The organism is Deinococcus arcticus (assembly GCF_003028415.1).
Taxonomy (GTDB): Bacteria; Deinococcota; Deinococci; order Deinococcales; family Deinococcaceae; genus Deinococcus; species Deinococcus arcticus.
This window is the reverse complement of sequence record NZ_PYSV01000005.1, coordinates 200739-214983: the sequence shown is the minus strand read 5'-3', so window position 1 is coordinate 214983 and position 14245 is coordinate 200739. Positions and strand designations below refer to the sequence as shown.

Genomic DNA, 14245 nt, shown 5'->3' with positions numbered 1-14245 from the left:
CAGCGTGTCTGGTGCTCACCGTCTCATTCATGCGTGGCTCTCCTGACAGCAGTGTCACGCCCGGCCGCGTCAAGCAGTGACGCGGCCACCATGCCGGTGCAGGTCCAGCTGGCCTTCACGCCTACTGTTGAGAACAGCTGGCGCTCAGTTCCTGCTCAGCACAGGGAATGACGCCGGTGCCACGTGTGAGACACACTGAAGGCCACGTGATTTCTGCTGGTATGGCTGGCAACCGGCGTCTCAAGCCTGCCCTGCAGCACCGCTGTTAATCAGGAGCGCCTTGCCGCAATTCAGCCACGAACTGCTCTCGCCGCCCCGCCGCTGCGGCGGCAATACCCGCCTTTAGGAGCTCCGCGGGGGACTGCTGACCACTCTGCACCTGGAACCGCAGGGAATCGTAATCCGAGGCCTTCAGCAGCTTGCGGTAATGAAGATCAAGGCGCCGGATCAGCCGCTCCGCCGCGCGTTCCGGCGTGAGGCCGGCAAAGTCGTCTGCCAGCGAAGGTTCTGCTTGTAACGGTTCTGACCTTGGGCGCTGCGCCTTGACCGTGAGTCTGGACGGTGACGCCGGGTAGAGATAATCATCCGGATGCGCAATCAGGTGCATCAGGGCCGCCGCCCTGGTTTTGCGCACGACCAGTACACCTTAGGCGATCAGAGCTGCAAAGCGGGCCACCGTTTCCGCCAGGAACGGCTCGCCGTGGTCCCTGACGAGTTTACGCACCATGCCGTCGGCCACACCGTACTCCCGGAACTTGCGCATCAGGGCCGGGTCGACGCGGGTGAAGTCACGCGCGAATTCATACCGCACGGTCTGGTCCTTGCCCCGCCCCGACAGCACCACATCGGCAAGGTACCCCCGCTTGATCAGTTCCTCGTGCGGGGCACTGAGCGCACGGATGACCCGCCACGCCTGCGCGTCACTGGGGATCTTGCACTGGTCGCCCCAGACGAGCACAGGGAAAGTCAGCGTGTCGACCTGCCGCTCTGGATCTTCGGGATCAATCCGGGCGGCGTCCAGCACGCGGTAGAGTACCCGCGTCCGCGGCCGCGAAAGGGTGGACATGAATTCCGAGTCAAGCGGTTTGACGTACCCACTGCGGATGCTCGACACCACGTCATCGGCCAGGCGCAGAACAATCATCGACCGCTCGTCAAACCGCCCCACACCATCGAGGGTGGTGAAATTCAGGGACTCGATAAAGTGAAACTTGGCGTGCGTCCAGCGGCGGTTCGGGTGATCACGCCAGCCGCCGGACACCGTGTAGCTCGCCTGGTGAAGGCGTTCCAGACATCCTCGGAGCAATCCCAGGTACTTGCCGGACTTGTGCCAGCCACACAGCTGCAACAGGGCGGTGGCCGCTACCGTCAGGCGGCCGTCTTCAGGCATGCCTTCTTCAATGTAGAGATTGATCAGCGCCGCGCTCACGTCACTGTCCAGGCCGTGCGGAACCGCGTGTTTCACACCCGACTCGCAGCTGATGCGGACGATTCGTCCCCGGAATTCGGAGGTCACGCTCCACTCCTGCATTTCCACCTGGTCGAGAGCCACGATCAGGTTGAGGCGTGAGAGATTCAGGTCATCGTGGTGGCGCGGCAGGATCTTCAAGGGCTTGATGATGATTTTACCGGACTGATTGAAAAAGAAGAAAAAGAAATGAAGTGATGACATCATCAGTGCGAATGGAAAATTCTCTCCCAGGACGGTGAAATCCTCGTGATGCCAACGGGTGTGTCACCGAGGAAGCAACCAGTATGTCACCGTGCTGACGAACGAATACAACGGGTGTGTCACTCGGGAGCTGTTGAATGCAACGGGTGGATCATTGGGGTGCCAACAGGTGTGTCACGGCTCAAACCATAGGTATGTCACTCACAAGGAGGCCATCTCCAACGGGTATGTCACTGGCGACGCCCATAGAAAACAACGGGTGTGTCACCGAGATGAGCCCTGCAAACAACGGGTGTGTCACCCACCTGAACCGCTTTGCAACGGGTGTGTCACTGGAGGACCAATGGTTGCCACAGAGACAAGCCGGACGCGCCTGCGCAACGAACCGGCGCACGGCCAACAGCTGTGCGCCCCAGCGCTCCTGACAGCTCCATCAGGGCATCTTTAACGTGGTTCGTTCAGGCCGCCACTCGCCCAGATCTGTAGCGGAGGCCGAATCCATTCACGCCCCAGCTTGCGCCCTTCACCGGGCACCGGCGTCACCATAGACCATCCGCCAATCAATAAGACACGCTGCAGCCGTCCTGACTGAATTCAGGGCCCTCATTGTCCTGATCAAGCTCTGCGAGCAGATCACCGCCACCGTTGTCATAGCAGCTGTTGCCGTAGCCAGAACCTGCCGCTTGCTGTTTGTAGAAAATGCCGCCTTTCCGGTTGCCTGTAACAGTGTTTTGCACCACCTCAGGGGCAGCCTGGCCAGTCACGATTAACCCGTAAAGCAGGTTACCGGTGATTTCATTGCCGACCACTCGCCCGGTACTGCGTTCGGCCATGATAATGCCGCTTTGCCGGTTATCCGCCACCACGTTGTTCTGGAGGAGAGGCAATGCATCGCCCCATGCAGAGATCCCCGGTTTTTCATTATTGGTGATGGTATTTCCAGTCGCGTCGCCAGAAGCGAAATCGGAGTAACCAATGCCGTTTTCCTTATTGCGGGTGATGGTGTTGCCGTCCAGGGTGGGCGCCGCATACTGGGTTACTCGGACGCCGGCTGTCAGGTTGGCCTGAATCGTGTTGTTCTGCGCCACGCCGCCTGAGTTGTCGAAGTAGGTGATGCCACTCTCCTTGTTGCCCTGGATGGTGTTTTTGATCATGATAGGCTCGGCTGTGTCCTGCACGCCGATTCCCTGCAGGCCATTTTCCTCGAACGTATTTCGCGTAACAGTGGGCGTACCCTCGCCATACACGGTCATGCCCCGTCCACGGTTACGACGGATCTGATTTTCCGTAAACGACGGTGACGCCGCCCCGAACACATGGACGCCGTGCGCCAGATTCCCCTCAATGGCGCTGGTGGTCACTTCACCGCTGCTGTCATCCTTGAAGAGTAGACCTCCTTCGCGGTTGGCGGTGAAACTCGACGCATGTACCTGCACCGTGCTGGTGTCGGTGACATACAGCCCGAAGGCATTGTCGGTAAAGGTCGCGCGGTCAATCTCGGCCTCACCGCCGCCTTTGACCCATAGCCCACTACCGTATTCGGCAGCGTCACTGTCGCGAACCGCGCCGCTGAGCAGCACGCTCTGCAGGGTGAGGGTGCCGCCGTCCTGAAGGAGGGTTCTGGCGGGTGTGCCACCAATATGCGTGACCCCCAGCGCCATCAGGGTCACGTCGGCCTGCTGCAGAATGACTGTGTCTTCAGGCGCGCTGCTGAACAGGACAGAGGCCTTTGCACCGGCGCCCGTCACAGTCACTGACCGGTTCAGCAGCAACGGCGCTTCAAGGCGATACGCGCCCCGGGCCAGCTCCACCGTGCCGCCCCGCTGCATCGCGTTGACAACCACGGCGGTGTCCTCTGCACTGATCAGTGGCAGGGTAAGGGTGCCGTTCACCCAGCCGCGTGTTCCTGTCGACGTCTGAACACGGAGCCACTCCCCTTGGACTTCATACACCTCGACAGAAGCTCCGCGGTTGAGGGTGGCCAGCACTGCAGCGGTGTTGTTTCCTTCCGCACGGAGGTTGAGTGTGGTGGTATTCACCACTTCCGTACGGAGCACCTGATCGGCCGCTTCGGCCGGCATTGCCGGCGCAGACGAAAGGGCTGCTGGGTCGGCGACCATGGCCGGCTCTGCGGCGCTGGTAACAGTTGCCGGACCTGTTGTACTCCTGAAGCCTGACGCGGTGCGGGACAGGACGGCGGCCGTCCCACCAACGAGCAGCAACCCGGTCAGGACGCCCCACACCAGACCTGGGGGAATCGTTTTGCGTGGGGTTTGGGCAGGCAGACTCCGCCCGGTGGGAGGTGCATGGGGCCTGGTCTCGACCGGTGGCTCGGGCTGCACCGGAACCGTATCCTCCTCTGCAACTTGAGCACTTTGAACTTGACGGTCGAGATGCTCCAGTACCTCGCTGGCACTGACAGCCCGGGAGGACGCTTCCAGCACAAGGGCTTCCTGGAGCGCTTGAGCAACTGGTCCAGGCACATGGGCCGGCAACACCGGTAGGGGCACACCCTGCTGCCGGGCACTGGCGGGGGGAAGGGTCATTCCAGTGGCCACTTCGAGGAGGGTGGCACCAAGGGCATAGATATCCGTCTGGGGCGTTAGCTGTCCACCCGCCAGCCGTTCAGGCGCGGCGTAACGTGGATCAGAGGCAACAGCCTGGCGGCCTTCTTGTAGGGCGATGGTGACCAGGCCAAAATGCCCCAGCACTGGCTCACCCTGCGCGTCAAGCCAGACCGTGTCAGGTGAAATCCGGGCGTGAAGCAGCGCCTGGCTGTGCGCAGCCGCCAGCGCTTCAAACAGGGTTCGCGTGATGGGGCCAACAGCCTCCGGCCGAAGTGGGACGCCCAGTGTGCTGCGTAGGGTGGTCTGAAGCCGATCTTCAAACACGACCGCGGGGCCATGCGGTTCGTTTATCAGATCCAAAACGCGAACCACATGCCGGTGCTGAACTTGCGCCAGCAACCGTGCGTTTCGGATAAATGCCTGTTTGAGCCGCTGCCCAGAGGGCGCGTCGGCGTTCGGGATCACGAAGGTGGAGATCAGCGCCGGCTGCCCCCAATCCGTCTGCGCCCGGTACAGCACTTCGTGTGGACCCTGCCAGACGACCTCTCGAATGGTGTACTTGTCAGCCAGACGTGTGCCTTCGGGATAAATCTCAGTCATGGGGTTCCTCACGGCCCGCTTGCAGGGTTAGCTGGCGGCGTTCAACGGCCGCGTGAATCTCAACATGGTCCAGCCGACGTGCGAACTGCACCGCTTTCGGACTTGCGGCTGGATGCTCAATCACGGCGATCAGCACATGGAGGTCCTTGGCAGCGCGCCGGCTGGCCTGCTGGCGGCTCCAAGCCCGCCAGCGATCAAGAAGGGGCGCGCTGCTGATCCTGGGCGGCAAGCGCTTGGTCCAACTGTGCACGCGCAGGAACCGTTCATACTGGCCATCAAACGCCAGGGCTTCCAGAACCGTGTGATCGGCCAGGCTATGATGGGCAAGCTCCAGCCTCATCTTCGGTTGGTGAACCATGCGGTGCATGACGGCAGGTGTACACATGGGATTGCGCAGAATTCCCTTCAACACTTCCTCTTGAGGATCCTGCGCGAGTGCCAGCAGGGTTGGCAGTGGCGTGGCAGGGTGCCGGGCGACGATCTGCCGGACCCGCCAGAACCGGTGAACCGCGAGCATGCCAAGGGCATCCGGCGTCACCGCCGGATGCTGGGCCACCTCAGTGAGTACGGTCTCACCTTCGTCAATGTTCCGGGCAATCATCAGCAACACGTCCAGGTGAAGGTCCAGGCGCCTCACAAGACGGAGGCGGACATCTTCGCTTCGGTCGGCGGCCAGCAGCTGCTGAACAGAAACCGCCAACTCCGCCTCTCGGGATACGACGGCCAAGCGGATCTTCTCGTTGTCATCAGCGGCGAGGCCGAGCAGGGTTTCTGTGCTTGAGTGCGCGTGAATGGCCACAGCCCTGCGAACTTTCACGGCGTCACTCTGACTCAGGGCCTGCAGGCTGTCTGGCGACGCATCGGGCTGCTCGGCCTCGTGCAGCTCCAACTCATGGAGTTTGCGCTGCACCCGGCCGGCGTACCGGGGGTGCCTACGGATATCTGGGCGCAACGGCTGTTCCGGCAGGCGGCGCTCCAGCGCGCCCCCTGGCGCGCTGACATTAAGCACGACGCCCAGGCGTACGTCCAGCAGCGCGTCGTCACTGAGTTCCTCCAGAACAGGGGCCGGTGCACTCAGATTGCGGCTGAGGGCCTGCCGGACACGGGCGTCATACCGCGGCAAGAACGCCAGTTGATCTGCAGGTGTGTCTGGATTTAATGCACTTGCCACCCGCCGGACCTCAAGCTCAGGGTCAGCTGTCAAAGTCTTGAGAAGCTCTGTAGGAAGATGCGGATTCCAGGCTGTTTGGGCGCGGACGCGGGGATGACGGTCATGGGCCAGCGTGACCAGGAGACTCGGTGGTGGGGCCGGCGTGAGACCCAGGGCCAACTTGACGTTCCGCCGGCGGGTGGCGAGCGCAGCTTGAACCTGGGCCTCATTCAACGCACCCGAACGCGTCCTCGCCACCAGACGCACCCGCTCGTTTGCATCCTGCGCGAGAACCTGAAGGGTGTCGGGGCTGGTCAGAGCGTGAGCCGCGACAGCTTCCCGAGTACCAAACTTCGTGTCGCAAGACAAGCGGTCGAGTGCTTCTGGCGGTGTACTGGGGTTGCGGGCCACAGCAGCGCGCACAGTTGGCTCGCCATCCTGAGCGAGCACGACTAAAACTGGTCCTGGGGTGTGCGGGTGGGCCGCGACACATTCACGGACCGTGACATGCTCAGGATCACCGGCCAGCCGTTCGAGCGCCTCGGGCGTGGCATTAGGATTTTCTGCGGACGCCGCCCTGACCCACCAGTCTTCATCTCTGGTCAGCCGGTCAAGGCTGTCTCCAGGCAGATGAGGATTGCGGGCCACAGCGGCCCGCTCCTCCCATGTCCCGTGTTCGGCGTAGCCCGTCAGCAGCTTCGAGGCGAGTGCGAGATGCTCCAGTTGACGCAGAATGGTTTCTCTGGCCTGCCCATCTGGTTGCTGACCGTCAAGCCACTGTAACAACGCCAGCGGGAAAAACGGATGCCGAGCGGCAAGGCTCTGAAGGCGGCGGTTCCCCTGAATCAGCGCAATGTCTTCGGCACTGAGGAAAGGCCCTGTGGTGCGGTCGAGCAGCGTGGCGCGCAGGCGCGCCACAGGGTCCTGTTCCTCACCGGACGGCGCCGGTGCGGCGTGCGCCCCTGACACGCCACTTTGGCGCAGTCGCTGGGCGGCGTGGCGCAGAGGCCACGGCACGCGTCGCCCTTCGCACAGGAATGTCAGCAGTGCAGGGCGATGCCGGGCCTGCTCCAGCAGCCACGGCGTTCTGCGTTTCGGTTGGAACAGTAAGACTTGCTGAGCGTACCCAGCCAGCACAAGCTCAACGAGGGTATCGTCCGTGGTCTGGTCATGCCGAGCGGCAATCCGCGCCGCCCACGGGCCAAGGCGCGCCAGGAGGTTGAGCTGGAGGGGATCCAGGAGGCCCGGCACCGAATCCGCGAGGTCCAGCGCTGCCCGGTGAGCCGCGGGAAAGCGGGGATTGGCGCGTGCCAGGCGCCGCACCTCGCGGTCCTTTTCCGTGGCCAGCCAGAGGAGCCGCTCAGGAGACGTTTCAGGCTGCTGAGCTTCAAGAAGGAGGCCCGCGCGGTTCATGGGGAGGGCACGCTTTTCTGCGCGTATTCAACTACAATCTCGACGCGCTCGTTTCGTGGCTCAAACTTCCGACCTGCGTAGGGCGTCTGCCCACCGCGAGCCGCCACTGCGAGCCGATTTGGCGGCACACCGCCAAGTCGGTAGAACGCCTGCGCTACGGCACTCGCACGCGCCGCGGACAGATCCCAACGTTCAGGATCGTTCGGTTTTGACGTTTGTGTATGCCCTTCAATACGCACGCGTTTCCAGTGCTTACCCTGCGCCCTGAGCACGCGCGCGAAACTGATCAGCGTTGCCTGACCGGCCGGGGACAATGTCGCCGTGTCGCCAACGAACATCCCTTGAGACCGGTATACCCAGCGTTGCGCGCCTGGTGGGTCGTTGCGCTGCGCAGGAGACAGCAGGACTGGCCGGACGGTCAGGGGCGCCTGTTTCACGGCCCGAACAACGCTTTCCTGCGCATTCCGGTACCGCACCTGCTCCCAGCCGGCCTGACCGACGGCCAGAATGCCGCCCACGAAAAAAATAAGAACAAACACGAGGTTAAGCGCCAAATCGCTGAACGCAATGTAAGGATTGGCCTCTGCCTGGAGGCGTGAGCGGGTCATGGTTCACCGCTCGCCAAACGCCCAAGCCGCCGCAGCTCAGTCACCACTGACTCCAGCCGGGTCGAGCTTCCTTTGGGTCAATGCCTTGGTGAGCTGCTCAAAATTCCGGTCCAGCCGGGCAGCGTAGTTGCTCTGCTCAGTCTGAAACACCTCGCCCGCCTGCTCGAACTTCCCACTGGCTCGCCCAAGCGCGTCGCCGACCGTGCCGACCCGTTCAAGTAGGGTGCTGGTCTGTGAGGTCACCGTGTCCTGCAGGCGGCTGATGCTGGTGGCCTGTGCTGTCAGGTGGGCTTCCATCTCTCGGCTGCTGGCCCGCAGGGAGGTTGCGGCACTTTCCTGCGCCTGAACGAGGTCACTGACCCCCTGGTTTAAGCCCGCAGTCAGTTGCTGGACGGACTCGTCCATACTGCCGAACACCTTCTCAATCTGCGTACTGGTGCTCGACAGCTGCTCAAGGCTTTGCCCCAGGGTTGTGCCGGCCTGACCGAGCACCGTCTCCAGCTGACCCGCCACCTCCTGTAGGCGCTTATGAATGTCCTGAAAACTGTTGCCTGCATCCCGCAGGTACCGTCCCATGCGTTCCATTTGTGACGTGATGGTTCTGGGAAATGTGGCCGGCACAAGTTCGGCGTGCACAAAGGACGACAGTTCGTCCTGAAACGCTTCTTGCTTGCGGGCCGCCAGCGCGTAGGCAATGCCGGCCAGCAGGCTCAGCAGAATGCCCCACAGGCTTGCCCCGAACGCACCTTGCATCACGCCCATGGTGTCCGCAAGTGCGCCGGCCAGTTGCCCAGGTTCAGTGGCTTTTGCTGCGTTGCGGATAGGTTTAACGAGGGTGCCAAGCGAGCCCGCCAGCCCCATCACGGTACCCAGGAGCCCGGTCAACATCAAGAGGTTCGGCACGTTGCGGACACTGGCCAGTTCGCCTTCACTGGCGGCCGTCACGGCCACAGTGGCGGCCTGCAGGTCAGGTGTGGCCAGGGTGCGGGAGCGCGCCACGGCCACAACGGCCTGCCTCACAGCGCTGGACGCCGGGAAGTCACGCACGGTTCCCAGCGCGTCTTCTGCAACCTCATCCGACTCAGGTGGATCGTCCGTGTCGAGCGCCGCGCTGATGGCCTGCCGGACCAGCCGCAACCGCTGCCGCTCGCGGCGTTGTGTGGCGGCTGCCCGGGCCAGGGCCAGCACGAAATACACCAACAGGGGCAGCATGACCAGGACGACAGTCAACCAGCCTTCGGGCCGAAGGCGAATCATGGAAATCAGAAGTTCGTTCATCGTCAACCAAGCGGGCTGTAGGGCATGCCGAAGGGATGGTTCGTGCCGTCGGGGTGATAGCTGCACAGCAAGCCATTTTTGATGACTTCATCAAAGGTCTCGCCCACCGGACCGCCGCACTCTTTGCAGTAATACCCATCCCGAGGTGCACTGCGGCCCCGGGGAAGGCGCTCGCCTTTTTCCTTGTACAGCCCAGACACAAGATTCTCGTCCGGCGGGAAGGTCTCCAGCAGGGCCTGCCTGAGCTCGTCATCCGCCGTCAGGTGCCGCATCAGGGTGGCCTGGGCCGCCATGTCGTTCCAATCTTGAACGGCGCGCGCCGCGCCTGTCTTCATCTCGTTGTGCAGCCATTCTACGTAGGCCCGGCGTCCCTCCTGCGGGGTGGCGTACCGGTTCACAAGGGCTTTTGTTCGCGCGGCCATCTCGCTTTTGAGGTAGGTGGCGGCGTTGGTCAAGCTCTTGCCGGGTCGGGAGCTATCGTGGGTTTCAAACGCGAGTTTCCGCGCAGCTTTGCCAAATTTACCCGGCAGTTTTCGCACACGCTTTTCAGCTTCGTTCGGCTCGCCAGGCTGTTGCGGCCAATCCATCACGAGGTGGCCACCGCTCAGTCGGGTGACGCCGTGAAGGGCCGAGAGCACCATGAGGTGCTCGGCATCCTCCAGTTTGCGGATTTCCGCGTCATTGATGGGCGTCCAGTCAATGTCGCTCCTCTTGCGGGTGAAGTAGGTATTGAAGCGCTTGGGTTGGCTGTAGGACAGGTCACGCACGTCGTTTGCCCCGCGCAAGGCAAACCGGTACCACTCCTCAAGCATGACCACCCGGTACGGATCGATGCCGGTCACCGTTTTCGCCTCAGGGGACTTGTTCACCCAGGGCTGGATGGCCTGCTTGAACTCGTCGGTCATGTTCATCCCAACAAGGAGCTTGCGGCGCGGCAGCGGACTCATGGGATCCGTCTGTCCGAGAGGCTCATTCAGCTGCAAGAACAACTCCGCGTGAGACGCAGCGTGCATGGCCTGACTCTTCGGGTCGAAGCTGGGGCTGCGCTGGTCATACAGACGGCGGACGACGTCCTTGCCACTGCTGCGCAGCGTGGCTTCAAACGGCTCCACAGCCATCTGCTCCAGCGCGTTCAGCTGTGCACGCTCAAAATTGTCCTGCCCAATGGCCCACGGACCAAGCAACCAGTCCGGGTCATTAACACCTGGCATGACGCCCCGGTTGAGCGCCTCCCACGAACGAATCAGTCGCGCCGCATGCGCTTCTTTCTGCCGGTCGTTGATGGCCAGTTCCTCTTCCTTATCGACCGTGCCGTTCGGGGAAGGCTCAAACAGCGACAGTCCGTTCACGGCGGCCGTATCGTTCTCCAGTTTGGCGCGTGCGGCGCGCCAATGATCTGCCTGGTTGGTCAGGCGCTTGCGCAGACTCATCAGCCGCCGGGCAATTTTCTGGGTGTCCTCTTCGATGATGCTCAGCGTGCCCGCTTCAGCGCGTTGCCCGGACCCCCGGTCCTGCAGGGCTTCCCGAATTTTGTTGTTGATTCTTGACTTCACCTCGTCATCCAGCGCTCGGCTCAAGGCCGGCAACTGCTGTTGATTGGCCTTGCCCTTGAGGAAAAAGAGGCCCAGCAGGGTGTTGGTCCGGATGGCTTCCATCTGATCCAGGACACCGTTGGCGCCGCCGGACTTGCCTTCGCCCGGCTCCCAGCCACGCAGTTCGCCCAGGCGCGGCTGCACGGCCTGCATCACTTCCATCAGCGCGTTCGGCCCCTGGTCGTAGTCCAGCAGCCGCCGGCTGACCAGTCCCCGCACATTCTCCAGGATGCTCTCGGCCGCGCGGCGCCGGTTGTCGTGCACGGTGCTGTGCACCAGTCCGCGCAGGCCTTCTCCCGTTTCTTTGTTGAAAGCTGAGCGCAGTTCCTCAACGGCTTTGCGCGCCGCCTGGGGGTTCCCAGACCGCGCCGCACGCATGACCTCGTTCTTCTTCGCGTCCAGACTCGCGCGAATGGTGGCCCCTGAGCTGTCAAGCAGCAATGACTCCGTGAGTGCAGGGACTGTCAGTCCCAACGCATCAAGATCTTCATCCAGCCGACCTTCGTACTTCCGGTCCTTCCACCGGTCCACAGCGTGCACGAGCGTCCGGTACTTCAGCGCTTCCAGAATGCGCCGCATCGGATATTCAATGGTCGACAGCCCGAACGTAGAAAACGCAAATGCCCGGCCCTGCTGCACACTAACTGGACCGGCATTCACCATGTACGCCATTGGATCGGTTTCTGGCACAAAGACGTTCAGGAACATCCGGTCCGCAATGGCATTCGAGAGGCGCGCGAGATCTGTGCTTTCGGTGCTGTTTGGACGAAGCAGGTAGACGAGGTCAAACGGCATCGCATCGTGCGGCAGGATGCTGGCGCCGTCGGGTTTGTCCGGGTACTTGATCGTGACGTACCGTTCCTTGTCGTTGTGCAGATGGTACTGGTTCATTTCCGCCAGGGCGTGATAGGCGTTTGTCTTCCAGATCTCGGCGTCTGGTTTCTGCGCGATGCCCAGGCCCGGATGGGGCAACGTGAACATGCCAAGCGTCTTTTCTTCCTCTTCCAGGATGGTCCGCAGCAGAATGCCAACGTCGTTCGCGGTTCCGCTGCAGGTACCGCCGCAGAGTGTGCCAACGACGATCACGCGCACGCCCGTCTGACCACTGGCTTCGTTCACAGCGAACTGCACGTTCATCTCGAGACCGGCGTTGTTGGTGTTCAGCGCCGTCTTCGCCTGGGCGTCGGTCAGATTGCGCAGGCGTGCCAGGCGCTGGTTGATGGCGTTTTTGATCTCGTTGTAATTCGGTGGGTAGAGCAGGGCCAGGCGGCCCACCATGCGAATGTGCCCGGCGCCGGAGTCGATGCTCTGTGCTGGCAGTTGCGCCAACGTGTCCAAGTCAGCCCATTTCTCCAGCGCGATGCTGGACTCATAGTTTTCAGGGTTCCGCAGCATGTCACGCCAAGCTGTGGCCGGCACACTCAGGGTTTTAAAATCGTCTGTGCCGTTGAACCGGTTCTGGTGCGCCACATCAGTTTCGATGGCTAGGAACTGCACCCAGGGTGCGCGGCTCAGGCCACCGACCTCCCAGTCAATTCGCTCGGCCAGCGCTTCCAGAATTTCTGTGCCGGTGCTGCCAAGGCCAATGACCAGCGTCTTGAAAACCCGCATGTTGTCCGCCATTTACTTTTCCGCCCCCATCTTCGAGAAAAGCGCCGATAGGATCAAGGAGAGCAGCAGAAACGTTACACTCACCGTCACCATGTAAATCAAATCCGCAGGCATGAAGAGGTAGTACGTGCCGGCCGCGAGCGCAGTGAGCACCAGAAGCAGGGCCAAAAGCATGCCTTGTTTCGCTGAATTCACCGGTGTGCGGGCGCCGCCCCCGAACAGCACGTGAGCAAAGCCGACTGCAGCGGCATACCAGACGACGAGTGTGACTGCCAGTGTGACCCAGAAGTTCACTTGGGTGTACATCGGAACGACCTGACCGAAAATACTGTTGAAATCCATTTACGCGTCTCCCTGAGAGAACGAAACATTGACGGTCTTGTTGATGGTCCGGGGAACGCCGCCGGCGCCACTGACTTCGCCAGAAAATTCCAGTGGCATGTCAGGTTCATCCAGCCGTAGGGGCAGTGTGGCGGAGTCGGACGCCACGACCCGGCCACTCACGCTGTTGAGCTTGACATCGTCATGAACGCCACGAACTTTAAGGGCTTTACCGTCCCAGGAGATATCGGCAATGCGCGCGGATGGAAAGCCCTGAACCGGAACCACGGCAATGTCGTCCTCACCTGAGTACCCTGGACCGGCCAGAACGCAGAATGGTTTGCCTTTGGGCAGGTCGCGCAGCGCAAACGTCGTTTCAGCAATGCGCACTGAGCCGCGTCCACCGCCCCCTGAGGCAAAGAGTTTCCAAGCCGCGAAGCCTGCGCCTCCAAGCACGAGCAGAGCAAGCAACGGAACGACGCTGGCGCCTTTCTGGCCTGAGGGCTTTGCGGCGGCTTTGTCTTGGAGCTGCACGCTTCGCGTGCTCGCTGTCAGTTGCGCACTGGTAAAGGTTTTGGGAACGAACACGACAGCTTGCATTTGCCCCTGCACGTCGCCATTGGGACTGGTAACCACGTAAGGCAGATTGAGAGTGGCGCCGTCCTGCGTACCGTCCACTCTGGTCCAGCGGTCAAGGAGCCCCTGATAGGCTGGCGCATTGGTGCCGAGCAGCTTTGAGCCGCCAGCACCTACACTTGCCGCTGTGTTGGTCAGCAGAATAAGCACGGTACCTGCATCGTTGGCAAACACCTGAGTCAGCTCCACCGCTGCCTGCTCGGTGTCATGTCCACCTGCACTCCCGACCGCCGGAGTGGTCGGCCAGAGGTTGGTCACGCGGGCTTTATCCGCCGCAAGGTCGTTGCCGAGTTTCAGCGTCAGGGCGGTAGGGTTCCGGTATTCCCAGGTCGTCATTTCCCAGGCCCGCGCGGTCACCTGATCGCCAGTTACAGCCATGCGCTGAACGAACTGGGTTGCCACCTCCCGTGCGGCCTGCGCCCCAAGTGGATCGGCTTTGTAATGTCCTGTGCTGAAAGCGAACACCCAATGGGCCTGCTGGCGTTCCAGATCCCCGCCGGACGCGGTGACTGCCTCCTGAACAGTGCCTACAAGGCGGTCAACACCCGCAGTGAGACTGCTGCGGTCCAGCTCCGTTTTCCCCTTGGTGGCCTGCGCAGACGCGGCACTGAGCAGAGAGAAAGTGAGAATAAGGCTTAGTCTGAAGATCAAGTGCGGTTCCTCCGAGGATCTCTGGTCAGGCGCAGCCCGAATGAGAGAATGAGCAAGATGCGTGGTTCGTGGGCGGGGTGACCAGCACATGCAAGCCCTGTGCTAAATACGGGCCCGAGGCGCGAAAAGCTCCCAAAAAACCTAAA

Annotated in this window: 9 protein-coding genes; all 9 read right to left on the bottom strand. The window is 61.9% G+C overall.

Features of this window, described 5'->3' with window-relative positions:
- Window positions 1–265 precede the first annotated feature (265 nt).
- Window positions 266–607, bottom strand: coding sequence for a hypothetical protein (locus tag C8263_RS19630; RefSeq protein ID WP_233218701.1), 342 nt, complete (start codon window positions 605–607; stop codon window positions 266–268).
- A 39-nt stretch (window positions 608–646) separates the two neighbouring features.
- Window positions 647–1675, bottom strand: coding sequence for a replication initiator protein A (locus C8263_RS07345; protein ID WP_233218700.1), 1029 nt, complete (start codon window positions 1673–1675; stop codon window positions 647–649).
- 557 nt (window positions 1676–2232) lie between these two features.
- On the bottom strand, window positions 2233–4839 hold the full coding sequence (locus C8263_RS07340; RefSeq protein ID WP_107137469.1) for a right-handed parallel beta-helix repeat-containing protein: 2607 nt from the start codon (window positions 4837–4839) through the stop codon (window positions 2233–2235).
- Entirely contained in the window at window positions 4832–7402 is a 2571-nt protein-coding gene (locus C8263_RS07335; RefSeq protein ID WP_107137468.1) for a hypothetical protein, read from the bottom strand. The genes C8263_RS07340 and C8263_RS07335 overlap by 8 nt, the downstream gene beginning before the upstream one ends.
- On the bottom strand, window positions 7399–8010 hold the full coding sequence (locus C8263_RS07330) for an OmpA family protein (protein ID WP_107137467.1): 612 nt from the start codon (window positions 8008–8010) through the stop codon (window positions 7399–7401). Before C8263_RS07330 ends, C8263_RS07335 begins: the two co-directional genes overlap by 4 nt.
- Before the next feature lie 36 nt (window positions 8011–8046).
- Window positions 8047–9288, bottom strand: coding sequence for a MotA/TolQ/ExbB proton channel family protein (locus C8263_RS07325; protein WP_107137466.1), 1242 nt, complete (start codon window positions 9286–9288; stop codon window positions 8047–8049).
- 2 nt (window positions 9289–9290) lie between these two features.
- Window positions 9291–12503 carry a tubulin-like doman-containing protein gene (locus C8263_RS07320; RefSeq protein WP_107137465.1) on the bottom strand — a complete coding sequence of 1071 codons (3213 nt, stop codon included), beginning with the start codon at window positions 12501–12503 and terminating at the stop codon, window positions 9291–9293.
- Window positions 12504–12833 carry a hypothetical protein gene (locus C8263_RS07315; RefSeq protein WP_107137464.1) on the bottom strand — a complete coding sequence of 110 codons (330 nt, stop codon included), beginning with the start codon at window positions 12831–12833 and terminating at the stop codon, window positions 12504–12506.
- Entirely contained in the window at window positions 12834–14099 is a 1266-nt protein-coding gene (locus C8263_RS07310) for a hypothetical protein (RefSeq protein WP_233218699.1), read from the bottom strand. It lies immediately after the preceding gene.
- Between the last annotated feature and the right edge of the window lie 146 nt (window positions 14100–14245).

Bases quoted from the DNA above. Each gene is read 5' to 3' on its own strand.
- C8263_RS07320 (WP_107137465.1), bottom strand. From the start codon at position 12,503: ATGGCGGACAACATGCGGGTTTTCAAGACGCTGGTCATTGGCCTTGGC.
- C8263_RS07335 (WP_107137468.1), bottom strand. From the start codon at position 7,402: ATGAACCGCGCGGGCCTCCTTCTTGAAGCTCAGCAGCCTGAAACGTCT.
- C8263_RS07315 (WP_107137464.1), bottom strand. From the start codon at position 12,833: ATGGATTTCAACAGTATTTTCGGTCAGGTCGTTCCGATGTACACCCAA.
- C8263_RS07345 (WP_233218700.1), bottom strand. From the start codon at position 1,675: ATGATGTCATCACTTCATTTCTTTTTCTTCTTTTTCAATCAGTCCGGT.
- C8263_RS07340 (WP_107137469.1), bottom strand. From the start codon at position 4,839: ATGACTGAGATTTATCCCGAAGGCACACGTCTGGCTGACAAGTACACC.
- C8263_RS07330 (WP_107137467.1), bottom strand. From the start codon at position 8,010: ATGACCCGCTCACGCCTCCAGGCAGAGGCCAATCCTTACATTGCGTTC.
- C8263_RS19630 (WP_233218701.1), bottom strand. From the start codon at position 607: ATGCACCTGATTGCGCATCCGGATGATTATCTCTACCCGGCGTCACCG.
- C8263_RS07325 (WP_107137466.1), bottom strand. From the start codon at position 9,288: ATGAACGAACTTCTGATTTCCATGATTCGCCTTCGGCCCGAAGGCTGG.